Annotated in this window: 20 protein-coding genes; 7 read left to right on the top strand and 13 right to left on the bottom strand. The window is 59.6% G+C overall.

Features of this window, described 5'->3' with window-relative positions; translation table 11 throughout:
- Window positions 1-684, top strand: a complete 684-nt coding sequence (gene phnL / locus I9185_RS16370; protein ID WP_171724510.1) for a phosphonate C-P lyase system protein PhnL — start codon at window positions 1-3, stop codon at window positions 682-684.
- The gene (locus I9185_RS16365; protein ID WP_171724509.1) at window positions 681-1,229 is read left to right on the top strand and encodes a phosphonate metabolism protein/1,5-bisphosphokinase (PRPP-forming) PhnN; all 549 of its coding nucleotides are present in this window, start codon (window positions 681-683) and stop codon (window positions 1,227-1,229) included. The genes phnL and I9185_RS16365 overlap by 4 nt, the downstream gene beginning before the upstream one ends.
- Here the strand turns inward: I9185_RS16365 and I9185_RS16360 are convergent.
- Window positions 1,211-1,894, bottom strand: a complete 684-nt coding sequence (locus I9185_RS16360) for a DUF1045 domain-containing protein (protein WP_210093575.1) — start codon at window positions 1,892-1,894, stop codon at window positions 1,211-1,213. The two genes, I9185_RS16365 and I9185_RS16360, sit on opposite strands and share 19 nt — an antisense overlap.
- 52 nt (window positions 1,895-1,946) lie before the next feature.
- On the opposite strand from I9185_RS16360, the gene I9185_RS16355 reads away from it, so the two are divergent.
- Complete coding sequence (locus tag I9185_RS16355; protein WP_210093590.1) at window positions 1,947-3,089, top strand: alpha-D-ribose 1-methylphosphonate 5-triphosphate diphosphatase; 1,143 nt, start codon at window positions 1,947-1,949, stop codon at window positions 3,087-3,089.
- On the opposite strand, the gene I9185_RS16350 is transcribed toward I9185_RS16355, so the two are convergent.
- The 7 genes from I9185_RS16350 to I9185_RS16320 are packed head-to-tail and all read right to left on the bottom strand — an operon-like array spanning window position 3,090 to window position 9,583.
- On the bottom strand, window positions 3,090-3,566 hold the full coding sequence (locus tag I9185_RS16350; RefSeq protein ID WP_152457128.1) for a class I SAM-dependent methyltransferase: 477 nt from the start codon (window positions 3,564-3,566) through the stop codon (window positions 3,090-3,092). It lies immediately after the preceding gene.
- Between the two features lie 10 nt (window positions 3,567-3,576).
- A complete protein-coding gene (locus tag I9185_RS16345) occupies window positions 3,577-4,332 on the bottom strand; it encodes a polysaccharide deacetylase family protein (protein WP_210093574.1) in 756 nt (251 codons plus the stop codon).
- On the bottom strand, window positions 4,329-5,471 hold the full coding sequence (locus I9185_RS16340) for a glycosyltransferase (protein WP_210093573.1): 1,143 nt from the start codon (window positions 5,469-5,471) through the stop codon (window positions 4,329-4,331). Before I9185_RS16340 ends, I9185_RS16345 begins: the two co-directional genes overlap by 4 nt.
- Complete coding sequence (locus tag I9185_RS16335; protein WP_171636684.1) at window positions 5,468-6,052, bottom strand: histidine phosphatase family protein; 585 nt, start codon at window positions 6,050-6,052, stop codon at window positions 5,468-5,470. Before I9185_RS16335 ends, I9185_RS16340 begins: the two co-directional genes overlap by 4 nt.
- On the bottom strand, window positions 6,049-7,125 hold the full coding sequence (locus I9185_RS16330) for a glycosyltransferase family 4 protein (protein WP_210093572.1): 1,077 nt from the start codon (window positions 7,123-7,125) through the stop codon (window positions 6,049-6,051). The genes I9185_RS16335 and I9185_RS16330 overlap by 4 nt, the downstream gene beginning before the upstream one ends.
- Entirely contained in the window at window positions 7,125-8,372 is a 1,248-nt protein-coding gene (locus I9185_RS16325) for a glycosyltransferase family 4 protein (RefSeq protein WP_210093571.1), read from the bottom strand. Before I9185_RS16325 ends, I9185_RS16330 begins: the two co-directional genes overlap by 1 nt.
- Window positions 8,369-9,583 carry a glycosyltransferase gene (locus I9185_RS16320; protein WP_171636690.1) on the bottom strand — a complete coding sequence of 405 codons (1,215 nt, stop codon included), beginning with the start codon at window positions 9,581-9,583 and terminating at the stop codon, window positions 8,369-8,371. The genes I9185_RS16325 and I9185_RS16320 overlap by 4 nt, the downstream gene beginning before the upstream one ends.
- 386 nt (window positions 9,584-9,969) lie before the next feature.
- On the opposite strand from I9185_RS16320, the gene I9185_RS16315 reads away from it, so the two are divergent.
- Entirely contained in the window at window positions 9,970-12,345 is a 2,376-nt protein-coding gene (locus I9185_RS16315) for a mechanosensitive ion channel family protein (RefSeq protein WP_171636692.1), read from the top strand.
- Between the two features lie 23 nt (window positions 12,346-12,368).
- On the opposite strand, the gene I9185_RS16310 is transcribed toward I9185_RS16315, so the two are convergent.
- The 5 genes from I9185_RS16310 to I9185_RS16290 are packed head-to-tail and all read right to left on the bottom strand — an operon-like array spanning window position 12,369 to window position 19,593.
- Window positions 12,369-13,724: a CoA transferase gene (locus I9185_RS16310; protein WP_210093570.1), complete on the bottom strand. Its 1,356-nt coding sequence runs from the start codon at window positions 13,722-13,724 to the stop codon at window positions 12,369-12,371.
- Entirely contained in the window at window positions 13,721-14,875 is a 1,155-nt protein-coding gene (locus tag I9185_RS16305; RefSeq protein WP_171724500.1) for an ABC transporter permease, read from the bottom strand. Before I9185_RS16305 ends, I9185_RS16310 begins: the two co-directional genes overlap by 4 nt.
- The gene (locus tag I9185_RS16300) at window positions 14,872-15,900 is read right to left on the bottom strand and encodes an ABC transporter permease (RefSeq protein WP_152457137.1); all 1,029 of its coding nucleotides are present in this window, start codon (window positions 15,898-15,900) and stop codon (window positions 14,872-14,874) included. The genes I9185_RS16305 and I9185_RS16300 overlap by 4 nt, the downstream gene beginning before the upstream one ends.
- A 14-nt stretch (window positions 15,901-15,914) precedes the next feature.
- A complete protein-coding gene (locus I9185_RS16295; RefSeq protein WP_171636697.1) occupies window positions 15,915-17,828 on the bottom strand; it encodes an ABC transporter substrate-binding protein in 1,914 nt (637 codons plus the stop codon).
- Window positions 17,821-19,593, bottom strand: coding sequence for an ABC transporter ATP-binding protein (locus tag I9185_RS16290; RefSeq protein ID WP_210093569.1), 1,773 nt, complete (start codon window positions 19,591-19,593; stop codon window positions 17,821-17,823). The genes I9185_RS16295 and I9185_RS16290 overlap by 8 nt, the downstream gene beginning before the upstream one ends.
- A 209-nt stretch (window positions 19,594-19,802) precedes the next feature.
- Here I9185_RS16290 and I9185_RS16285 point away from each other — a divergent pair, with 209 nt between their 5' ends.
- The 3 genes from I9185_RS16285 (at window position 19,803) to I9185_RS16275 (ending at window position 23,486) form a co-directional block, all read left to right on the top strand.
- Entirely contained in the window at window positions 19,803-20,324 is a 522-nt protein-coding gene (locus tag I9185_RS16285) for a class I SAM-dependent methyltransferase (protein WP_171724499.1), read from the top strand.
- Between the two features lie 18 nt (window positions 20,325-20,342).
- Window positions 20,343-20,972: a glutathione S-transferase gene (locus I9185_RS16280; protein ID WP_171724498.1), complete on the top strand. Its 630-nt coding sequence runs from the start codon at window positions 20,343-20,345 to the stop codon at window positions 20,970-20,972.
- 111 nt (window positions 20,973-21,083) lie between these two features.
- A complete protein-coding gene (locus tag I9185_RS16275) occupies window positions 21,084-23,486 on the top strand; it encodes an FAD-dependent oxidoreductase (RefSeq protein ID WP_171636704.1) in 2,403 nt (800 codons plus the stop codon).
- The last annotated feature ends 2 nt before the right edge of the window (window positions 23,487-23,488 follow it).

Here is a 23,488-nt window from a genome sequence, read left to right as displayed (position 1 = left end):
ATGATTGAACTTGTCGATGTCAGCAAAAGCTTCACCCTGCACAATCAGGGCGGCGCCGCGATCCCGGTGGTAAAAGGCGCGTCTCTGAAAGTGGAACCGGGTGAGTGCGTCGCCCTGACCGGGCCGTCGGGTGCAGGCAAATCCACGCTGATGCGGGTGATCTACGGCAACTATCTGGCGGCCACTGGTCAGGTGCTGGTCGCAGGGTTGGACGTGGCCCGGGCTGAACCGCGGCAGATCCTGTTGCTGCGTCGTGACACGTTGGGCTATGTCAGCCAGTTCCTGCGGGTCGTGCCTCGGGTGCCGACGCTGGACGTTGTGGCAGAGCCGCTGCTGGCAGCGGGCTGTGACAGGCAAGTGGCAATGGACAGGGCAGCCGGATTGCTGAAACGGCTGAATATTCCCGAACGTCTGTGGACCCTCAGCCCGACGACTTTCTCGGGCGGCGAAAAGCAGAGAGTGAACATTGCGCGGGGCTTTGCGCATGAATATCCGGCAATGCTGTTGGATGAACCGACCGCAAGCTTGGATGCGCAGAACCGGGAAACGGTTTTGTCCCTGATCGAAGAGACAAAGAACAAGGGCGTGACGATTGTCGGGATTTTTCACGATCTCGACGCACGCGAACGGGTCTGCGATCGCGAGGTCGATGTCTCGGACTTCACGCCGGGGATGGCTGCATGACGCTTGCTCCGATCATAGCGGTCGTGGGTCCTTCGGGGGTCGGAAAGGACAGCGTAATGAACGCGTTGGTGGTCCGGGCGCCGGGTGTTCAGCGGCAGCGGCGGGTGATTACCCGTCCCGAAGGCGAAGACGGCGAAGATTTCGACCGGGTCTCGGTCGATACATTTCAGCGAATGGAACGGGTTGGTGCGTTTGCGCTGAGTTGGCATGCGCATGGGCTATATTACGGTGTGCCAAAGACGATCACGCGGCAGCGGCAGGTGGCCGTGGCCGTTCTGGTCAACCTGTCACGAACGGTGTTGCTTGAGGCGCAGGAGGTGTTTGGTGATCTGATCGTGATTTCCCTGACGGCCAAGCCCGAGGTTCTGTCCGAACGCTTGTCCTTAAGAGGGCGGGAAAGCAAGGCGGAACAGACGCGGCGTCTGGACCGGGCCCAAACGTCTTTGCCCAACGGTTTGAATCAGGTCCTGGAATTCGACAACTCCGGTGCGATGGAAGATACGGTTGCCGAAATCCTGTCGCACCTTCAACCGGAAAGCCCGTAGCGATGGATAAGGTAGAAGCGCCCGTCCTCAGCCTCGCCCGTAAGGGCCAGATCCGTGATCTGGAAGGGCTGCGGCAGCAGTGGGACCAGATCGGTTTGCAGCGCGTTCCGAGTTGCTCTCAGGGTTGGTTTGTCCAGCTTGCCGCTCAGCGTGATGTGAAAGCGGAACGCGTCCAGTACGTAAGGATAGCCCCACTGAACCAGGTTGGCGTCTTGCTCTGGGGTCAACCCGGCGGCGCGACGGCGGGCCAGTTCGGCCTTGGAGGTAGGCGCACGAAAGCTGTCCAGTTCCCGAACACAGGCCGCGGCAAGCGCATTCAGTGCCCGCGTCTCACCCAACGGACGCAGGGTCAGAAAGCGCCCAAACCGGGCGATCTCGAGGCCATCCAGCGACACAGGTGGTTGGCGGGAGGCGAGCGACCTGCACGCCTCTTGCAGGGCTTCGAACGTTTTGCCGTCGCGCAGTCTGAACGGTGGCTTCAGTGTCGCGTGCAGCCCGTACTTGCGCGGTACTTCCGTGACAGCGGCAACGTCGATGCCTTCGACAATCGGATGGGCAACCGGCTTTCCCGCCTCCATGTCCCAACCCAGCCAACTGGTTGCAAATTTCGCCCATTCCTTTCCCGCAGGCGGCGCAAAATAGATCGCGTATCGCGTGAATGTCATGTCGGCCTCCTCTTGCGTGGCCTTCCTCGGTCTCAACATGCGTGAAGTTCAGATGACAGAAGAGTTGATCCTTGCCAATGCCACGCTTGTATTGCCGAATGAAACCGTAACCGGCAGTGTCCGGATTGTGGGTGAGGCCATCGCTGAAATCGACACCGGAAACGGGGTTCCCGCGGGCGCGATAGATTGCGAAGGCGACTATGTCAGCCCCGGCCTTGTCGAGTTGCACACGGACAACCTTGAACGTCACATTCAACCGCGCCCACAGGTGAACTGGCCCCATGCCGCCGCAATTCTTGCGCATGATGCGGAATTGGCCGGCGCCGGGATCACGACAGTGTTCGATGCCATGCGGGTTGGATCGATCCCGTCGGGCGCGCGGCGGTATGGGGAATACGCCCGTGGCCTGTCGCAGGAGCTGTGGGATCTGCACGAACAGGATGCGCTCAAGATCAGCCACTTTCTGCACTTGCGGGCCGAGGTGTGTTCGGAAACTCTGGTTGAAGAGCTGAGCGAATTTGGACCGGAAGACAGGGTTGGCATTGTGTCCATAATGGATCACACACCCGGTCAGCGTCAGTTTCGCGATATGGGCAAGCTGGAGACCTTTCTGAAGGGCAAATATGCCATGGATGATGACACGTTCCTTCAGCACGTGGCGCAATTGAAAGGGCTTCGAGATCGCAATGGCGCACTGCACGAGGTCGAAGCTGTCAAAGCTGCCCGCCGTTTCGGAGCAGTATTGGCCAGCCATGACGACACGACTGAAGATCAGGTGAAAGTGTCCGCAGGTCACGGCATCCGTCTGGCCGAATTCCCCACAACCGTCGAAGCGGCACGCGCCTGCCACAAGAACGAAATTCTTGTCATGATGGGCGCGCCGAACATAATCCGCGGGGGGTCGCATTCAGGCAATGTTGCTGCCCACGAGCTGGCTCAGCTTGGGCATCTGGATATCCTGTCTTCGGATTATGTGCCGTCGGCCTTGTTGCTTTCAGCGGTTAGGCTGGGCGAGATCTGGGGCGACATGGCGCGGGGGATGAAGACGGTAACGCTGGCCCCGGCTCGGGCGGCAGGGTTGGAGGAGCGGGGCGAGTTGCGCGCCGACGCCCGCGCCGATGTCATCCGCTTCCGGATGCGCGCGGGTGTACCCGTCCCGAGTTCGGTCTGGGTGCGCGGTCGACGCGTGGCGTGATCAGGCCGTGTAGAACAGGTAACGGTCCGGGGCGATTGTCTTGGGCCCCTGGATCTGGGCAAAGCCGACCAGGGGCTGACCTGAAATCAACAACCCTCCGGGCTGCATGACTTTCGCGATCAGCGGGCTGAGACGCTCTGCTTCGGCGACGTCCTCGTGCTTGATGCCGCGTCCGAAATCGTAATGCGCCAGCGCGATCCTATGCCCGTCGGCCGCCAGTCTGAGCAGCATCGGTTCAGCCTCACCTTGCAGGAAATCCTCGGCCGGGGGGGTGCTGTCCGGATGGCATTGCAGGACCCGATCCATCACCCAGATCCGGCGCTCTGGCAGGATTTCACGCAGGTGGTCATAGGTGCGGCCATTGCCCAGGCCCATATCCAGCACATCCCCCGGCTGGCCACTGATCCGCTCGGCCGCCCAGTTCAATCCGTCGCGTTGGGCCGTCAGTCGGCGCAGCATGGAATCCAATCGGCTCATGGTGATGTCCTCATTCGTTCTCTGGCGCGACCCAGGCTGTGGCGGGCCCGCTCAGCAATTTGCGCAGCAGGGCCTCGGTAAAGGTCCAGATGTCCTGATCATGGACCAGATGATGGGTCAATATGCCGAAGGGCTCGGTGTTGTCTGAACGGCCTTCGCGTCGGTCTCGCAGAAGACCAGCAGTCTGTGCGATCAGGGCGTCGGCTGAGATCAAGCCACGCGACCCGCGCCAGTCGATCGGATCAAGGTGGGTATTGATCTGCTCAAGACCCGGTGCGGCCAGGCATGATTTGCGGGGCGTTGCGGTGGACAGGATGCGGTATCCCAGCTTTGGCAACTGTTTGGCCATTTCGGGTGCAATGCGATTCCAGGGGGGCACGAACATTTGTCGCATATTGTCACCAAACAGGGACCGAAGACGCACCATCCCGGCCTCCGCATCCGTCACCATCATGTCCAGCGGACGGTCGAGCCGAAACTCGGCCTTCTTCTCGCCGCGGGGCGCATGGTTTGTATGCGCCCACCCGTGTACGACCGGAACAAGAGACGCGCGCGCGGCGACGTATTCCGCCAGCGCGGGCGTCGCGTCGCGTGGAATGACGGCCAGATGCACGGGCAGGCCCAGTTTGTCGGCCAGCTCGGAAAGGCGGTCCAATTGCGGTGTTGGCGCAATGGCATCATCATCGCGCCACCACACAGGCAAGGGCAAGCTTTCGGCGCGCCAATGATTCAACTCGACGTCAAGTGGGCGCCAGTCGGGGTTCATGTGCGCTGCTCCAGCAGGCGCTTGGCGATGTGGACGGATTGGATGGCCCCGTCAAAACCGAAATCCTGTTGTACACGGGGGCCGTCGGCCACGACACGCTCCACCGCCCGAGCCAATGTCGCCCCGCTCAACGCTCGGCTTTCCAGAACTTCGATTGCGGGCAGATCGGACAGGCTCTGCCCGCGCAGCCCTTGTTCCACCTCTTTGCCGTCGTCGAAAGGTACAAACACGGCGGGGGTGCCACTTTGAAGGATATCCATGGCAGTGTTGTAGCCGCACATGCTTACCGATGCCGCTGCCAGGGGCAGCATCTGGCGGAAATCCGGCCGCACAGGTTCCAGAACAACCGAAGCACCTTCGGCCATCCGGGACAATTCCGCGATCCGCACCTTTGCATCCGTTCCACCGACCAGCAGGCGCCAGCGCCTGTTGGGCATCTTTCGGGCGGCCTCGATGGCCGCGCGAAAGATCGGTTGCCCGACTGATCCGCCGCCAGCGCTGACCAGGATTTCATCCTGGCCCGCTGCGTCGGGGTGAGGTTGGGGCAATGCAGGCGCCACAAAGCCGGTGTAGTGAAGTCGCTTGGCCAATCGGTCCGACACCGGCCAGCTGACCGACAGGGGTGTAACGCTTTCGGTGGAATGCACCAGAATGCCGTCATAATGCCGAGACACGATTTCATCCGCGCGCTCGGCCTTGGCGCGTTTGGAGGGCGGAGCCAGAATGTCGCGGATGGATCCGAGAATGACGGGACGCTCAGGCAACGCGCTTGCCGCATTCAAGGCCGCATCGAACTCGGCCGACAGTGATCGGCGACCAAAGGGGTAAAGCTCGGTGATCAGGATCTGCGGCTGGAAGCTGTTCACCGCCTGCACCAGGGCGGCCTCGCGCGTGGCGTGATAGGCCGCGTCAGCCTCGTCGCCGCTTTCGGTCAGCAAACGGGTGAAGTTGGTTCCGTCTGACCTGAGCGGCGGCAAGCCGAACAGGGTCATGCCCGTGCTGTCCAATTGCGGCGCGGGCATGCCACCCGTCACGACCATGACGTCGTGGCCATCATCCCGAAAGGCCCGCCCCAATGTCAGCGCCCGGCTGAGATGCCCGGTGCCCAACAGGTGCGTGACGATTATCATCACCTTCATTGCGGGGCCTCGTATTTGATCAGGCGAACGGGGTCGGCGTCGGCGGTCATGGTCTTCATGTCGACGATATACAGCCGATTGCGTTTGATCTTAAAGGGGGCAGGTCCTTCGAAATTCCAACCCCATGCCCAAGCCAGAATGACCCGCATGATACCGATATGACAGACTGCGACCGTATCCTGCCGCAGCGCGGACAGCCAGGGGCGAAGCCTGTCCCGAACCTCGGCCGGGCTTTCTCCGTTTGGTGGGCGGAAATCCCAGCCCCAATGCTCGATATGACGATATCCGCTGGATGCGTCCGCGATCAGGTCGACCCCGCGCTGACCTTCCCAATCGCCCCAGTTCATCTCGGTCAACGCGTCCGAGGTGTTCGGGTCGCGACCGGTCACGATTTGCGCCGTCTCACTGGCGCGGTGCAGGGGGCTGGACCAGATGTCAGCCTTGGCCCAGTCCTGCGGCAATCCATAGCCCGCCAATTCGGCTCGGGCGTCATCGTCCAGCGGTATGTCGCTGCGCCCCTGGATCCGTCCCGCGCGGTTCCAATGGGTGTGCCCGTGGCGGAGCAGTGCAAGCCGGGTCATGATACGTCCTTCAGCAGGGGTCGGAGGGTTGCCCACAAGCGCTCGGTCGCCTGTGGCATCAGGTGGCGCTCTGCCACGTAGTTGCGTGCCGCAGCGCCCAGAGTGTGGCGCAGCGTGGAATCCGACAAAAGGGCCTGCATGCCATCCGCAAATCCCCTGGCGCCGCTTTCGACGGATGGATAGGCCGCCGGGGACAGAACATCGCGTACACCGGGCCGATCCTGAGCGACCACAGGCAATCCCGCAGCCTGCGCCTCGAGGTAAATCATGCCGTAAGCCTCATTCACTCCGGGCCATGCGAGCAGAGATGATTGTTGATAGACGCGTTGCAGTTCTTCCCGGTCAAGCTGACCCAGAAAACGCACCCGCTGTCCGAACGGCGCCATCAGCGCCTCAACCTGCCTGCGAGCCGGGCCGTCTCCTGCGATGTTCAGGTGCCAGTCCCCGGTCAAATGCGCCAGGGCCTCGGACAATATCTGATAGGACGCCAGCTTGTCCCCATGCCGCATCATGCCGACGGTCAGCATGGGTGCGCCACCTGTGGCGGCCGGAGGCAGTTCCGAGATGGGCAGGAACGGAGGCAATTCGACCAAAGCCTGATCGCCAAAGCGATCCCGCCGCAAAGTGATCAGGTCGTTGGCCGTATGATAAAAGATCACATCCGCTGCATCGCAGGCCTGATGCGCCGCATTGGCGAACTCAGCCCACGGCCCGTTTAACCGACTGGATGCGCGGGTGCTTTCCAGTTGCACATAGGGAATGCCACGCGCCTTGCAAACCCGAGGGCCCAGCAGGTCAGGTGCCTTGTAATAGTTGTGGTAGGTCACCCACAAATCGGTATCTGAAGGCATGTCAGAGACAAGTCGCTTCGCTTCATCTTCTGCCGCGCGCCTCAGGGCTTGTTGCAGGTCTTCGTCGCCGCTTTTGTCATAGATGCGCAAGTCGGTCGCCAGATCGACCGTATCACCCTCGGCGGTCAGCGCCTGCATCAGATTCCGGGCCATTTCACGGTCGCCCGAAGGTTTCGGGCTGTCAGGAGATTTCATCGGGGCATAAAACGCGACCCGCGCCATTAGGCGTTTTCCATGCACATGGAGTTGAGGCGTTCCGACAGCCGTGCGATGCCGGGAGCCATCCGGAACTCAGCGATCAGACGGTCATAGGCCGCATGCGCCATCTTTGACGCTTGCTGCGGATTGGCTGACAAACGTTCCACGGCTTCTGCAAGTGCAAAAGGGGCGTCATCGGACAAAACCCCATGTGTTCCGGTTTCGATAAACTCGGGGATCGCCGAGACCGGTGTCGACAGGATTGGCAACAACTGAGACGCGGCCTCCATCAGCACATTCGGCAACCCGTCGCGGTCTCCGTCCTTCGCTATGCGGCTGGGCAGAACGAACAGGTCGGCATCACGCATTGCTGCGATGACCTCGGGCTGGTCGCAAGCCCCTTTCCAAGTGATCCGGTTCGCAATGCCGGCTGCGTTCGCCTGTGCCCTCAAAACGTCATCCAATGCGCCGCCGCCGATATGGGTCCAGTGCCAGTTCAGGTCATCGGGCAGCAATGCGAAAGCCGCGATCAGACGATCGAAGCCTTTTTTCTCGACCAGCCGCCCGACAGAAATCATGTGAAAAGGATCATTCACAGCACGCAGCTGTCGCGTTGGGGGCTTGGGAAAGCGAGACAGGTCCAAACCGTGATAGATCAGGTCCACGCGCTTGGGGTCATCGGCCAGGCTGCGCAGATGTTCCGCTCCGATGGCTGTGCAGGTGGCGCCAAACGTGGCCCCGTAGGAGGCGGCTTGCAGCTTTTCACGTTTTTCCCAATCCGGCGACGTCCAGATATCCTTGGCATGAGCCGAAAAACTCCACGGCAATGCGCGCATGATTGCGGCGTAACGGGCAACGGATGACGGCGTGTGCATGAAATGAGCGTACAACCCTTGCGTCCGGGCAGGCAATTCTGCGGCCAGAACGCAGGCTTGCCCAAACCGTCGGATGCGATTGGGCGTCGGGTCGCGCTTCAAGTCCTGACGCCAGGTCCGATAGGCCCTGTCGTAACCGGGAAGCGTTTGGGCAAGGGCCCGTGCCGCCCAGACCCGTTTGGGTTCATCATGAAGATACTCGGGCAGGTATCGGACCTGTCCTGTGAACCGGTCATGCAAGGGATGACGTTTCGTATCGGTCGGGTGCCGCAAAGACCAGATGTCTAAGCGATGCCCGGCCTCCTGCAAGGCGACAAGTTCCTGCGCAATGAACGTTTCGGACAGTCGTGGCCAACCTTTGACCACAACCGCCAATCGAGGAGAATCTGAGGTCATCCGGTGGCTCGTTCCTGTTCCCAGGTCAGCAGGCTCTCGATGCGGTCGGTGACATAATCCAGCCCGTCCAGCAATCCGCTTTGTATCGCCTGCGACGGTAGGGACTGGTGCGGTAATTCCCGAATGGCGCGGATCATCGCGTCCGGCGTCAGGCCATCCCGGTTTTCATCCAGCATTCGGACAAGGCCCAGCCCTTCTGCGCGCGAGGCCCGTATCCACTGTTCCAGACGGGGCGTGGTGCGCGGAACGATGACAGCGCGTTTGTCAAAGGAAAGAACCTCGCAGAACGTGTTGTAGCCGCCCATGCAGACGACGCCTTCGGCCCCTGCAAACAGCGTTTCGATCTGGGATTCGAACCCAACGGCAGTGACGCGGCCGTTCAACGCGGCAACGCGGGTTTCGAAATCTTCGCGCAACTCACCGGACAGGAAGGGGCCATAGACCAAAACCGCGCGCGGCGACAGATCCGGGTCTTTTTCATATGCGGACAGGACGAGGTTGACCATCGCCTTGCCGTCGCCGCCACCGCCGGGCGTGATCAGGATGTAGGGTTGTTGCGGAGGCTCGCCGACCGGACCAAGATCGCGGCGCAGATATCCCGTCCAGTGGATGCGGGACTGCGCCGAAGCGCTCAGCGGCAACCCCTGCGTCGGGTCATAAATCGACTGCAAGCCGTAAACCCAGATTTCGTGATAAAACCGTTCGGTGGCTTCAACGGCCTCCTTGCGCGCCCACTCGGCGGCCAGGACTTCGGGTTCATCCAGAACATCGCGCAACCCAAGCACCATTTTGGTTCCGCAGTTCTTTTGCAGATGGTTCAGTGTCGGCAGCAGCTCACCCCGAAACCCCGTCGGTTCCTTGTCGACGATCAACACGTCAGGGTCGAACTGCTGAACGGCGGTTTGAATAAGACCTGACCGCAGCTCGGTCACTTCTTCGATGCCCATCCCGATCGTGCGTGCAGCATAAGACCCGTCTGCGCGTTTGGTGACACCGGGCAGGCGCACGTGGTCAACGCGACGGGGAAAGGTAAACCGTCCGGCCACGGGTGATCCCGTCAGGATCAGCGCGGATGCGCTTTGGTCCGCCTGCGTGATCGCGGCCGCCAAAGCCCGAGACCGGCGAAGATGGCCCAGCCCGAACGTATCGTGACTGTAAAACAGGATACGCGGTGCGCGGCCCGGTTTGGAATTGGTTTTGCCTAGGCTCATAGTGTTGCCTGTCTTCTTGATCCCGGTTCGAAATCCGCGCGTTTGCAAGCGTTACTGTATATATCCCCGTCGCGCTTGCCAAAGGAGGAATTGCTCTTCAGCAAATGTTCCAAGCATTGCGATTTGGCAACAGCATATTGACGGTTTCGCGTCATGTCGCACCAAAGCTTGAGAGGGATCGCAAAAGAACCGATGAACTGGCAAAGGGGCAGGGCCTTCAACTGCCGTTCATATTCAATTTTCGCCAGATTGAAAACATCCGGAATTACGCAGTGCGCCAAGAACACGCCCGAACACGATATTGAGCAGGGTGCACCCGAGTGTTTGAACTGCCTAAAACCCTTCTGTAATCTGATCGCTATCGGAAAAACTGGATGCAAAACCCCATGAAACATACCTTTCTGGCCGCAACACTTCTGGCTTTGTGGGCTTTTGTACTGGCGCTTCCGGTAAGCGTTTCAGCGCAAACATCCTTGATTCCGGGATACAACGCGGACAGTTCGTCTGCGTCCTCGCCGGAAAGTGACCTGGCTGCCGCAATTCGCGCCGCCAGCGAAGCCGGGGCCAGTGTGATCGTCATCGACAGCGCCGGGCAGGTTGTGACAACGGCAGGCGGCACGGATGCGGGTACGAATGATGCGGCGGGCGATTCGAACAATCCCATGGGTGAGGGATCGCAGCTGATGAAGGCGCAGGAGCGGTTCTCGAAATTCCGTGAGTCCATGCAGTCACGGCTTGAGGCGCTGCCGTATTCGGTGTTCGAAGTGAAGTATATCCTGCGCCAGACCAGTCCGGACGGTCGCATTCAGACCTATGTGGAAGTTCTGGGCTGGAACATCCTGTTCCTGTTGTTGGGCCGCTGGCTGTCTATCGAGATATACGGGAAACGCATCGCGCGTCGCTGGGTCGTGGCGCGGATCAAGGATGAACCGCAGGGTTACCGAGAAAAGATGCCCTTCCTTCTGTTCCGGTTCCTGATGGGGATCGGAGCGACGATATTTGCCATGCTCATGGCCCTGATCGTCGGATACCTGTTTTTTGGCGAAGCGGACGATATCTCGATCCAGTTCACGGTCACGGCGATCTTCACGGCGTTCTTCCTGTCGCGCACGGTGTCCGATCTGTGGCGGATGGTTTTGTCACCTTACCTGAGTCAATACCGGCTGCCGCCGTTCTCGGACCGGGACGCCAAGCGGCTGTATCTGTGGGCTTCGGCCCTCGCGACCTATGACATCACGGTTGTTCTGTTTTCGACCTGGGTTGCGGATTTCGGGCTGAACTACAACGTCTACGCCATGGTCTATGGCTGCCTGACAATGGTAGGCGCTTTTGGCAATATTCTGATGATCCTGTTCAATGCCCGGGCCATTTCAAATGCCATCCGGGGCGGAAGAGCGCCGGATCAGGTCTCGTGGTTGTTGCGGTTCGTCTCCTTCGGCTGGGCACCTGCACTGATCGTCTATGTCGTGTTCAGCTGGTTCCGCCTGGCGGTTGATCTTGCACTGGAGAACCCAACGCCGCTGCCGCTGATCGCAAGCAGCTATATGATCTTCATGTCTGTCGTCGTTGCCTATGGTGCGATGAACTACGTGCTGGAGCGGTATTTTGACCGTTCGCGCAAGATCAACGAGATAAACGAAGAAACCGCCGCTGCCGAAGCGGATGCCGAGCCCGTGGAAACGCCCGAGGCAGAACAGCGCAAACAGTATCTTCTGACCTATGAGGATCTGGCGCGTCGGGTGGCTGGAATTCTGGCCTTTGTGATCGGTGTCTATGCCCTTGTGGTGATTTGGTATCCCGATGCGGAATGGAGCGAGGACCTGCCGGTTGCACGTGTGCTGGATGTAATGGTCATCATCTTCATCGGCTACATCCTGTTTCATTTCTTTCGCATCTGGATCGACAGCAAGATAGCGGAAGAAGTCGATGATGGCACCGAGGCCGAACTGGGCGATGAGGGCGGGGAAGGCGGACAAAGCCGGCTGGCGACGCTGCTGCCATTGTTCCGCGGCGCAATTCTGGCCGTTGTGGTCGTGACCATCATGCTGATCGTTCTCATGGAACTTGGTATCAATGTCAGCCCGCTGTTTGCGGGTGCCGGTGTGGTTGGTCTGGCTGTCGGTTTCGGATCTCAAACACTGGTGCGAGACATCTTTTCCGGGGCGTTTTTCCTGATGGATGATGCCTTTCGGAAGGGTGAGTACATCGATATCGGAGACGTCAAGGGAACGGTCGAGAAGATCTCGGTCCGGTCCTTCCAGCTGCGTCACCATCTTGGCGCGTTGAACACGATTCCTTTTGGCGAAATCAAGGTTCTGACGAACTATTCCCGTGACTGGGTGATCATGAAACTGCCGCTGCGCGTGACCTATGACACTGACGTGGAAAAGGTGCGAAAGCTGATCAAGAAGCTGGGGCAGGAGTTGCTGAGCGATCCTGTGATCGGCGAAAACTTCATACAGCCGCTGAAGTCCCAGGGCGTGATCGAAATGCAGGATTCAGCGATGATCATCCGGGTCAAGTTCATGACCAAACCGGGCGATCAGTGGCTGGTGCGCAAGAAGGTCTATCAGGAAATTCGTGAATTGTTCGCGCGGGAAGGCATCAAATTCGCGCATCGCGAAGTCACCGTGAGGTTGGCAGACGGCAAAGACGCCGATGACCTGACGCCGAAACAGCGTGAGGCGGTAACAGGCGCGGTGCAGGCAGCGATCGATGAGGATTACCTGGACGATATCGGCCCTGGGGGCGACGATCGATAGGGGCGCGGCTGCGTACCGGATGGTCAGTAGGCGTCGAGCGGCCAGACAGGTTCTGAACTGCCCAGTTTCGACGCGGGCAAATCCCAGCGCATCGTCGCTTCGCCGACCCTCAGCGCAGGGTTGAGGCGATGGCCCGGCCCCCAGCCGGACGCCTCTGTCGCCGTGCCGTAATCCGGTGTTGCCGGGCTGATGGGTGAAGCTTCTGCGTCGTCTTTGCCGAGCACGGCCAGAAGTTCGGCGGTGCGCGCCAGAGAGAGATGCGCGTGCATGATGGAATTGCCTGACGCGGCCTCGGCCAGTGCGGACAGGACGGCAGCAGCCATCAGATAGCCGGTCGCGTGGTCCAGAGCCTGAACCGGCAACGGGGTCGGCTTGTCCGCGTTCGCCCACTCCATCCCGGCATGGGCGATACCCGCGCTCATCTGGACAAGGCTGTCAAACCCGCGCCGGGTCGACCATGGACCTTGCCAGCCATAGGCATCCAGCGTGACTTCGATCCGGTTCGGAGCCAGCTCGTCACGTTTGGCCCGGGTCAGACCCAGTGCCTCCAGCGCGCCGGGTCGATACCCGTGTACGAACACATCCGCCTGAGCCAGCAACCCATGCAATCGTTCAAGGCCGGTTTCGGATTTCAAATCAAGATAGGCGCAGCACTTTCCCAGCGATATGTCGGGGATCACCCCCGGTTCATCCCAGCCAGGTGGGTCGATGCGCAAGACCTCGGCTCCGAACCCTGCAAGCGTTCGCGTGGAAACCGGGCCGGCCAGAACGCGCGTCAGATCCAGTACCCGCAACCCGGCCAAAGGCCGATCAGCGGTGGCCCGAGGTCTGTCGCGCAGGTTGACATAGCGCGGTCCCTGCCAACCGATCAAAGGGTCGCGCGACACGGCGCGGCCTTGTGGGTGATCAAGCCATTCCGTCCGGCTGCGCATGGCAGCGGCCACCCCACCTTCGGCAACAACCGCCGTTTCCAGATCCGATACTGACCAAGATCTGACGGCTTTTGCCACGGCTTCACGCTCTGGCCGGGTGCCAAGGACTTTCAACGCGGCAGAGCGATGGCGGGGCAGGTTTGTGTGCAGCCTGATCCAGCCATCAGCGGCTTTGTAGTCGCCCGCGACCGCATCCCACAAACTGGGCATGTCCCAACCATCCGGCTTGAAGGAATAGCCGAACCACAGAGATGCCAGCCGATGATCGATCGAGACTTCGGGTGCCTTCGTGGACAGGTTGAGCGCCTGGATCAGCTGGGCCATTTCCCGCCCCACGGCTGCGAAACTGGCGGTGGCCAGTTCGGAAACGGCAAAGGCGCTTGGCAGCATACCGGCACCGACCCTGTGATAGCTGCCGGCAGCGGGAAGAGTGGCCAGCAGACTCATTGCTGATAGGGGTCGAGACTGTCGCGCAGCCCGTCACCAAGGAAGTTGAACGCCAAGACCACGACAATGATCGGCAGCATCGGGATTGCCGTCCAGGGATAGATCTCGATCGACGCGAGGTTCTGCGCGTCATTCAGCATCACGCCCCAACTGACCGCAGGTGCGCGCAGGCCGAGGCCAAGAAAGCTGAGCGCTGTTTCCCCAAGGATCATGGCCGGGATCGACAAAGTGGCCGACGCGATCAGGTGCGACATGAAGTTGGGCAGCAGGTGCTTGCGGATCACACGGCCCGAACTTGCCCCCATCATCTCTGCGGCCCGGACATATTCCTCTTCCCGCAAAGACAGGAATTTTGCGCGAACCGAGCGCGCCAGGCCCGGCCAGTCGAGGATGCCCAGAATGATCGAAATGATGAAGAACACCGCGACCGGGCTCCAGTTCGAAGGCACGGCGGCGGAAAGGGCCAGCCACAGAGGCAGTTCCGGCAACGAACGCAGGATTTCGATGACACGGTTGATGGTCCAGTCGATACGTCCGCCGAAATAGCCGGCCATCGAACCGAACAGGATGCCAAGAAAGAAGGACACCGAGATGCCGATCAGCCCCACCGTCAAAGACAGCTGTGCGCCATAGAGAATACGGCTGAAGATGTCTCGGCCCAGCCGGTCGGATCCCCACAGGAACAGCGTTGTCCCCTCTGGCGGGCAGAACAGGTGTGTGTCCGACGGTACGAAACCGGCCAGCTTGTATTCAGAGCCTTCGCAGAAGAACCGGATTGGGCGCGGGTCTTCGGTGTCGGGGACGAACTTCCATTGGAAGGTTTCAAGGTCCGCCTCGGCGACGATCGGATAGACATGTGGGCCGATGAACTCGCCCTCGTGAAACCAGTTTACCGATTGTGGCGGCGCGTACAGGTGCTCTCCGTTTCGGTCATTTGGCCCGTAAGGCGCAATAAACCCGGCAAAGGGCAGCATTAGATAACAAAACAGCAGGAAAATGCCCGAGATTAGGCCCAGCTTGTGGGTTTTGAACTTGCGCCAGACCAGAACCCAGTTGGGGGCATCCAGATCGGCGCGTTCCAGCTGCTGAATCGAGGCCTGCGGATCAAACGGCGCGTCATCGACATAGCGGTTGTCAGGACGATCAGTCATGCCTCGCGCCCCTCATACCGAATGCGCGGATCCAGCATCACCAGCAGGATATCCGAAATCATCGTGCCGATCAGCGTCAGCAGGGCGACGAACATCAGGATGAACGCCGACAAGAACTGATCCTGCGTCTTCAAAGCAGTCAGCAGTGTGGGGCCGATGGTTTGCAGGCCCAGAACGACCGATACCAGAACCGAGCCGGACACCATCGACGGCAGCAGGTTGCCGATATCGGCGACAAAGGGGTTGAAGGCCACCCGCAGGGGATACTTGGTCAGCATTCGTGACGGGGCCATGCCCTTCGCGATGGCGGTTTCCACATAGGGTTTGCCGAGTTCGTCCAGCATGTTCGCGCGCAGACGCTGCATCATCGCCGATGCCCCTGAAGTACCGATGACGAAGGTCGGTACGATCAGGTGGATGAGGATGGACTTCAATTTCTCCCAACTCATCGGCTGGCCTTCGAAACTCGGATCCATCAAGCCCCCGATCGGCAGGTTGAAATACTGGTGGCCATAATAGAACAGGATCAGCGCCAGCAAAAAGTTCGGCGTTGCTAGCCCCAGATATCCGACGAAGGCCGAGGTATAGTCGATCCATGTCCGGGACCGCGCGGCGGCGATAACGCCCAGTGGCAATGCGACGGCATAAACAAACAGGATTGCAGCCAGATTGACCACAACTGTCAACCAAAGCGTGTCACCGACGATTTCGGAAACGGGACGGTCGAATTCAAAGGACCACCCGTAATTGCCCTGAATCAACCCGGAAAACCCGTGCGGTCCGGGCCAGAATCCCATCCAGATCAGGTATTGTTCCCACATCGGACGGTCCAGAGCGTATTCAGCGCGCAGAAACTCTGCCTTTGCGACACCTGCGGACTGGCCCGAGGCCTGAAGTTCAGCGATCTGGTTGCTCAGATAGTCGCCGGGCGGAAGGTTGATGATTACAAAAACCAGAACCGAGACCACCAACAAAGTCAGCAGCATCGTGAAAAAGCGATACACCACGTAGCGCAGCATGATCATTTAGCTGCTCCTGCTCAGTCGGCGAAAAAGAATTCGTCCGGGCGGTGAATGCCGAAATGTGCACCGGGTTCCCAAGCCCACATAGCCTGTTCCGGAACATTGCGCAGGCGGTTTGACACCACAATGGGCTGGGGGGCGCCGTTCAGGATGCCAATCGCATAGACCTGATCGGCATGGATTTTCAACATCTCGGTCCAGACAGCTGCGCGTTCTTCATCGGTCGCGGCGATTTGCCATTCATGCGCCAATTCCATCAGGCGCTGCGCCTCTGGCATGTCGGGGGCCTCACCCGCTTCGCCACCGGTCTGATAGTGCTGCCCCCATTTTGGCCAGGCCAGAAACACCTGATCTGTCGGGGCCAGATAAGCCGGAGATGTATGCGCCTGTGGAATACCGTCATCCCAACCGAACCAGACGGACGCCATGGAATTGCCCGCGAAAACGCGGTTGCGCAGGATGTCCCTGTCCAGCGGGCGCATGACCAGTTTGACGCCGATTTCACGCCAGGTATCGGTTACGATCTGAAGCGCGTTTTCGACTTCCTGCCGCTCACCTGCGGTTTCGATAACCAGCTCCATCGGACGGCCGTCAGGCAAAAGGCGAATGCCGTTCTTGTCGCGCTGATCCAGACCAGCCTCATCCAAAAGTGCATTGGCCTGATCAATATCGTATTGTGCCCAGGCCGCAGCGTTTTCTTCACTGTAGAAGGGCGAGGCGGGAAGAACCGAGTTCGCGGCAGGGTGTGCGAGTTTGAAGTAAAGCGCCTGGTTGATGGTCTGCCGGTCGATGGCCAGCGACAAGGCGCGCCGAACACGAGCGTCCCTCAGTACATTGCGCCAGACGTCATCAGAGAAGTTCAGGTTCGGGTAGATCGCGACCTGCGAGGCCACGCCGGTTTTCCACAACAGCGTTTTGTATCCGCCCTGTGCTTCGCCTTTCTTGAGGATCGACGCGTCTCGGAAGGCAAGGCCACGGCCTTGCAGGTCGCTTTCACCGGCGTTGGTCTTGGCGGCAACAAGACCGGGGGCGACGATCTCCATCTCGACCACGTCAATATAGGGAAGCTGCACCCCCTTGCTGTCGATGCGGTGATAATAGGGGTTGCGCACAAAGCTGTGACGGATTTTCTTGCCCGAGCTGGCGTTCAGCCATGGCTGCAACGTGGGAAGTTCGTGGTTGTCGAACTTGTAAAGATTATCCAGCTTGTTGTGCAGCGCTGCCCAACTTTTGACCCGGGCATCTTCAACCTGAAAGGCAAGCTCTTCCGCATCTGCGTATTTCTCGTGATACTGTTTCAGAAAGGCGGCCGGCCGGTAAATAAAAGGCGGTCGTGCTTGTGCCAGAGATTGCAGAAAGTTCGGGTTGGGATCATCCCATTCGAAGATCACCGTGGTCTCATCAGGAAACGTGACCGTGGGCAATTTGCCTTCGACGATCAGAAAATCGGGTGGGCCTGACGGGCTGAGCAACTCGTTGTTGGCGACGTCTTCCCACCAATAGCGGAAGTCTTCCGAGGTAAAGGGTGAGCCGTCCGACCACTTGTGTCCTTCGCGCAGTTTCAGGGTGAATTTGCGATTGCCCTCGTTTTCATACGAGGCCAGCAGGTCGGGTACCAATTCGTAATCTTGGTTGAACCCGACCAACCTTGCATAGCCGTAGACAACCATCTGCCGGATATCTTTGGATCGTGTGACCATGGTGCGCAGAGTGCCACCCGGTTTCCCGAATTCTCTTCCTTTTGCGGCCAGATCCACAATCAGAGGGTCCTTGGGCAAACGCTCCTGCACTGGCGGAAGATTGCCGCTTTCAACCTCGGCGCTCCAGAATGCGCTTTCCTGAGGTGTCGGGATTGTCTCTGCCGCGGCGGGCAGGGTCCCTGAAAACGCCAGCATTGCAGCCAGCAGCAGAGGGCGAATGGTATTAAACATGGCAACGTACCTTATGGCCCGGTTCCAATTCCACCAATGAGGGTATCACGGTGTCCGAGAAACGAAAGGCTTCATCCCAACTGTCCGGCGCGCCGGCACCCAGAGAAACCAATTGAAGGTCAATCGGGCGATTGATGTCGGGTTCGGGTTGAGCGGCAATCAGCGCCTTGGTGTATGGATGGCGCGGATTGTAGAAAAGAGTTTCGGGCGGTGCCTGTTCGACGATCAGACCCCGCCTCATGACGGCAACTTCGTCAGCGATCCGTGCAACAACGGCCAGATCATGTGAGATGAACAGGTAGGACAGGTTCAGGCTGTCTTGCAGGTTTTCCAGCAAAGTCAGGATTTGTTCCTGAACAGACACATCCAATGCCGAGGTCGGTTCGTCGCACACGATCAACTGCGGGTCCAGCATCATGGCCCGCGCCACTGAAAGGCGTTGTCGCTGCCCTCCGGAAAACGCGTGCGGATAGCGTTTGAGCATATCACCCGTCAGGCCGACGCGCTGCAACATCTCGGCGGCTTTGTCACGCTGTTCGGCTGTTGTGCCGATGCGATGGATTTCCAGTGGCTCGGTCATGGCGTCCTGGATGCGCATCCGCGGGCTGAGCGAACTGTAAGGGTCCTGAAACACCATCTGCGCCTTGCGCTGAAACGCTGTGCGCTGGGCTCGGGTCATTTTGTGCACCGTGATCGGGTCGGCGTCGGGGGCGGTACGAAACAGGACTTCACCACCGGGGTCGGGCAATTCAGCCCCCAAGGCGATGCGGGCCGCCGTTGTCTTTCCAGATCCGCTTTCACCGACAATTGCCAAAGTCTTGCCGCGCGCCAGGTTCAGGTCGACTCCTCGGCAGGCATAGATTGCTTTGTCGGATTGCCATCCTTTGCTGGACCGCATGGTATAGGTCTTGGACACATCCTTCATCTGCAGGATCAGATCCGTGTCGCGCATCGGTATACCCACCGCATCCTGATCCGGTATTTCCGGCGCGGCATCAAACAGCTGCTTGGTGTACGGGTGAGCGGGCGCGGTCAGGATCGGGGCGGCGGGGCCGGCCTCCATGATACGTCCCTTGTGCATGACGACGACCTGCTCGGCCATGTTGGCGACGACACCCAGGTCATGAGTCACCAGAATAAGCGCCATGCCGGTTTCACGCTGCAATTCCTTGATCAGGCCCAGAACCTGCGCCTGCGTGGTCACATCCAGAGCGGTGGTCGGTTCGTCCGCGATCAGCAATTCGGGTTTGGACACCATTGCCATGGCGATCATGGCACGTTGGCGCATACCGCCGGACAACTCGAATGGGTAGGAGTCATAGGCACGCTGTGGATCAGGGAAACCGACGCGTTCGAATTGCGTCAGGACCTTTTTGCGCGCCGCGGACTCGGACAGCCCACGATGCAGCCACAAAACCTCGCTGACCTGATTGCCGATCTTGTGCAGCGGGGACAGCGATCTCATGGGCTCCTGAAAGATCATTGAAACCCGATTGCCGCGGATGTCGCGCAGCTCACGTTCGGAAACCGTGGTGAGCTCGCACATGCCCTTGGAATCGTTCAGGGTAATCGTGCCGCTTCGAATCTGCGCCGTGCGGGGCAGGATACGTAAGGCTGCGCGGCATGTGATTGTTTTTCCCGATCCCGATTCTCCGACAAGGGCAAGCGTCTGTCCGGCTTCGACATCGAAGTTCACATCCGTGACCACGGAATTGCCCGTACCAAAGCCGATGCTGAGGTCTCTTACGGACAACAACGCGCTCATGCGGGTTTTCCACCCGTTTGACCGTTCGATGACATCGGTTACTTCAACTCCCCGTGATTTTTTGTTCAGTGTCGCGCGGTTCCGCCCGTCTAGTCAAACCCGTTCTTGGGCCGAAATGTCGCGAAATCGTGAAACTATGGGCTTCGTCGCTACACAAAGTCTTGAGATTTTGCCATCAAGGACGGCATCGGGCGCATTTATGCTCTCGAATGGTATCAAGGAGATATTTTCCGGTGTCCAAGAATCAAAGCCGTCTGGATCTGTTCATCGATCGCATGGTGTCTCAGCGCGCTTGTCTGGATCACGCAATCCGGCACACTGCGGGCATGACAGGTCCGGTGTTCGAATTGGGTTTGGGCAACGGGCGTACGTATCACCATCTTGTGCAGCACATGGATGGTCGCCCGGTCTATGTGTTCGAACGCGCGGTGGCCTCGCACCCCGACTCGACCCCGCCCGAAGATCGCGTGATTCTGGGTGATGTGCGGGATACCCTACCTGCATCGGTTGAACGGTTCGGTGCGTCAGCCAGCCTGATCCACGCGGATCTTGGCGGGCACAATCGCGAAAAGAATGACAAATTCGCGCGGTTTGTATCTCCGCTCATCGAGCCTTTGCTTGCTCCGGGCGGGCTGATGGTCTCGAGTGATCGGATGTATTTCGAAGGGCTGACCGAGATGCCGTTGCCCGAAGGCGCCGTCGAAGGGCGCTGTTTCATATATCGCCGCTGACCGAAAAGGAGTAACGGCATGATTTTCTACGATTGCTCCACTGCTCCAAACCCTCGTCGTGCGCGGATGTTCATTGCCGAAAAAGGATTGGATATCGAAACGCGTGAGGTCTCGATTGCGAAAGGTGAACAGTTGAGCGAAGCCTTTCGCGCTGTGAACCCACGGGCCACGATCCCGGTTCTGGTAACGGATGACGGAACCGTTCTGACAGAAAATCTGGGCATTGCGGCATTTCTGGAGGCACAGTTTCCGGAACCGCCTTTGATGGGCCGAACCCCCAAGGAAAAAGGTTTGGTTCTGATGTGGAACGCGATCGTCGAACATCAGGGCGGGGCACCGATTGCCGAGGCATTGCGCAATGGACATCCCGCCTTCAAGGATCGCGCCATTCCGGGCCCTTCCAATCATGCCCAGATTCCCGAACTTGCACAGCGCGGGCGCGAGCGTGTGGCATCCTTCTTTGAAATGCTGGAATCACGTCTGACGGAAAGCCTGTTTGTGGCCGGTGACGTGTTTTCCCTGGCGGATATCTCGGCTTTCGTTTTTGTCGATTTCGCCCGCGTCATCAAGATGCGTATCCCGGAAGACAACGCGGCCACCCTTGCGTGGTTTCAAGCCATCCAATCTCGTCCAAGCGCAAGTCTGTAAACCTGCTGAACCGTGCCGGGTTGCGTTGTGATCAGCACTGTACAGAAATGTCTAGACAGATGTGAACAGTGCCACTAGCGTCTCCTCAGATTCTGTTCAGGGGAGGTCGGGATGAAATCCCAATATCGCGTCGTGGTCATCGGAGGAGGCGTTGTCGGGGCCTCGGTTCTGTATCACCTGGCCAAGTTTGGCTGGTCGGATGTCGTCATGTTGGAACGGCGGCGGCTGGCGTCTGGGTCGTCCTGGCACGCAGCGGGAGGCATTCATGCTTTGAATGCCGATCCGAACATGGCGTCTTTGCAGGCCTATACCATTGATCTGCTCAGCGAGATCGAGAAGGAATCAGGCCAGAATATCGGCCTGCACATGACCGGTGGTCTGACGCTGGCGGGAACCCCCGAGCGGTGGGAGTGGTTGCAGGCCAATTACCGTATCTTCCAGTCCATCGGCATTGATGACTGTGAACTGCTGAGCCCTGAAGAGGCGCAGAAACGCTGCCCGATCATGTCCACCGACGGCATTCTGGGCGCGATGTGGGCCGACCGCGAAGGCTATATCGACACCACGGGCACCGTGCAGGCCTATGCTACCGCCGCGAAAAAGCGCGGGGCGGAATACTACGAGGAAACCAAGGTCGAGGAACTGATCCAGACGGCAGATGGCTGGCAGGTGGTGACCGACAGGGGCACGATCACCTGCGAACATGTGGTCAACGCCGCCGGCCTGTGGGCCAAGCAGGTGGGGCGCATGGCAGGGGTCGAACTGCCGGTTTCTCCGCTGAAACACCATTACCTGATCACCGACACGGTGCCCGAGGTCGCAGCGGCCGATTTCGAGATGCCGATGACCGTGGATCTCGAGGGCTTCACCTATATGCGGCAGGATCAGAAGGGTGTTCTGGTCGGAATCTACGAGGTCGATCACGAACACTGGGCCATGGACGGCGCGCCGTGGAATTATGGCGAAGAGCTGTTCCAGGAGCAGCTGGACCGTATCGAAAACGAACTGACGCTGGGGTTCGAACGCTATCCGGCGATCCAGAACGTGGGCATCAAGACATGGGTGAACGGTGCGTTCACCTTCTCGCCCGACGGCAACCCTCTGGTCGGTCCGGTGCCGGGCAAGCGGGGCTATTGGACCGCCTGCGCGGTGATGGCCGGGTTCCTGCAAGGCGGCGGCGTCGGCAAGACGCTGGCCGAATGGATGATCCATGGCGAACCCGAGGCCGACGCGTGGCCGATGGATGTGGCGCGCTATGGCGATTTTGCACAGAACAAGCGCTACATCCGCGAGACGACGGGCCAGTTCTATTCCCGCCGCTTCGTGATGACCTATCCGAACGAGCAACTGCCCGCCGGACGGCCGCTGAAAATGGCACCGGCGCATGATGCGATGACCGAGGCAGGGTGCAAATGGGGCGTCAGCTGGGATCTCGAAGTACCGCTTTATTTCGCGCCGAAAGGGTTCGAGGAAACCCCGACGCTCAAGCGTTCGAACGCGCATGACATCGTGGCCGAGGAATGCAAAGTGATCCGCGAAGGTGCGGGCTTGCTGGATATTTCGGGCTTTTCGCGGTTCGAGGTTTCCGGTCCGAACGCAGAAGCTTGGCTGGACAATGTCATGGCCTCCAAGCTCCCCGGCCCGGGTCGTGCGAAACTGGCCCCGATGTTGGGTGAGGATGGACGCCTGAAGGGTGATCTGACGGTGCTGAATTGGGGCGACGGGACCTGGTGGATCATGGGCAGCTATTACCTGCGGGCCTGGCATATGCGCTGGTTCGACGATCACATGATGGATGGCGTCAATATCCGTGATTTGGGCGAGGAATATTGCGGCTTTGCCGTGGTCGGGCCGAAGTCACAGGCGGTTGTGGAAAAACTGGCGGAACAGGATATCTCGGGCTTGAAGTTCATGGGGTGCGGCGATTTCGATATCGGCCTCGTGCGCGCCCGCGTCGCCCGCATGTCGGTGACCGGAGAAAAGGGCTACGAGATCAACTGCCGCTATGGCGACCATATCAAGCTGCGCCGCCTCCTGCTGGAAGCGGGGGCCGAGGAAGGCATCCGCGAATGCGGTTTCAACGCGATGCTGTCCACGCGGCTTGAGAAAAGCTTTGGCATCTGGTCGGCGGAGTTCACGCAGGCGTACACACCGGGCATGACCGGAATGGACCGCTGGATCGACTGGGACAAGGACTTTGTTGGAAAGGCGGGCGCGCTTGCCGAACGTGACGGCAACGGCCCCGCGCAAATTCAGGCGACACTGGAAATCGATGCTCTGGACGCAGATGCCAGCGGATACGAACCGGTCTGGGCCAATGGCGAACGCGTTGGGTTCGTAACCTCGGGCGGCTACGGGCACTATACCGGCAAGTCACTGGCGATGGCCCTGATTGATCGGGACAAGGCGGAACCGGGCACGGAACTGTCCGTCCACGTGGTGGGCGTTGAACGTCCGGCGCGTGTGATTGCGCCGTCACCTTATGACCCCGAAGGCAAAGCGATGCGAGGCTGATC

The sequence above is a fragment of the Ruegeria sp. HKCCSP346 genome, from assembly GCF_017872595.1.
Taxonomy (GTDB): Bacteria; Pseudomonadota; Alphaproteobacteria; order Rhodobacterales; family Rhodobacteraceae; genus Ruegeria.
Note: the sequence above shows the minus strand (reverse complement) of the source record. Positions and strands in the feature narration are given on the sequence as shown.

Coding starts and splice junctions, on each gene's coding strand:
- I9185_RS16335 (WP_171636684.1), bottom strand. CDS start 6,052: ATGACCCGGCTTGCACTGCTCCGCCACGGGCACACCCATTGGAACCGC.
- I9185_RS16300 (WP_152457137.1), bottom strand. CDS start 15,900: ATGATCATGCTGCGCTACGTGGTGTATCGCTTTTTCACGATGCTGCTG.
- I9185_RS16295 (WP_171636697.1), bottom strand. CDS start 17,828: ATGTTTAATACCATTCGCCCTCTGCTGCTGGCTGCAATGCTGGCGTTT.
- I9185_RS16330 (WP_210093572.1), bottom strand. CDS start 7,125: ATGGCGCGGGTCGCGTTTTATGCCCCGATGAAATCTCCTGACAGCCCG.
- I9185_RS16360 (WP_210093575.1), bottom strand. CDS start 1,894: ATGACATTCACGCGATACGCGATCTATTTTGCGCCGCCTGCGGGAAAG.
- I9185_RS16275 (WP_171636704.1), top strand. CDS start 21,084: ATGAAATCCCAATATCGCGTCGTGGTCATCGGAGGAGGCGTTGTCGGG.
- I9185_RS16285 (WP_171724499.1), top strand. CDS start 19,803: ATGGTATCAAGGAGATATTTTCCGGTGTCCAAGAATCAAAGCCGTCTG.
- I9185_RS16325 (WP_210093571.1), bottom strand. CDS start 8,372: ATGACCTCAGATTCTCCTCGATTGGCGGTTGTGGTCAAAGGTTGGCCA.
- I9185_RS16345 (WP_210093574.1), bottom strand. CDS start 4,332: ATGAACCCCGACTGGCGCCCACTTGACGTCGAGTTGAATCATTGGCGC.
- phnL (WP_171724510.1), top strand. CDS start 1: ATGATTGAACTTGTCGATGTCAGCAAAAGCTTCACCCTGCACAATCAG.
- I9185_RS16320 (WP_171636690.1), bottom strand. CDS start 9,583: ATGAGCCTAGGCAAAACCAATTCCAAACCGGGCCGCGCACCGCGTATC.
- I9185_RS16315 (WP_171636692.1), top strand. CDS start 9,970: ATGAAACATACCTTTCTGGCCGCAACACTTCTGGCTTTGTGGGCTTTT.
- I9185_RS16365 (WP_171724509.1), top strand. CDS start 681: ATGACGCTTGCTCCGATCATAGCGGTCGTGGGTCCTTCGGGGGTCGGA.
- I9185_RS16355 (WP_210093590.1), top strand. CDS start 1,947: ATGACAGAAGAGTTGATCCTTGCCAATGCCACGCTTGTATTGCCGAAT.
- I9185_RS16340 (WP_210093573.1), bottom strand. CDS start 5,471: ATGAAGGTGATGATAATCGTCACGCACCTGTTGGGCACCGGGCATCTC.
- I9185_RS16310 (WP_210093570.1), bottom strand. CDS start 13,724: ATGAGTCTGCTGGCCACTCTTCCCGCTGCCGGCAGCTATCACAGGGTC.
- I9185_RS16305 (WP_171724500.1), bottom strand. CDS start 14,875: ATGACTGATCGTCCTGACAACCGCTATGTCGATGACGCGCCGTTTGAT.
- I9185_RS16280 (WP_171724498.1), top strand. CDS start 20,343: ATGATTTTCTACGATTGCTCCACTGCTCCAAACCCTCGTCGTGCGCGG.
- I9185_RS16350 (WP_152457128.1), bottom strand. CDS start 3,566: ATGAGCCGATTGGATTCCATGCTGCGCCGACTGACGGCCCAACGCGAC.
- I9185_RS16290 (WP_210093569.1), bottom strand. CDS start 19,593: ATGAGCGCGTTGTTGTCCGTAAGAGACCTCAGCATCGGCTTTGGTACG.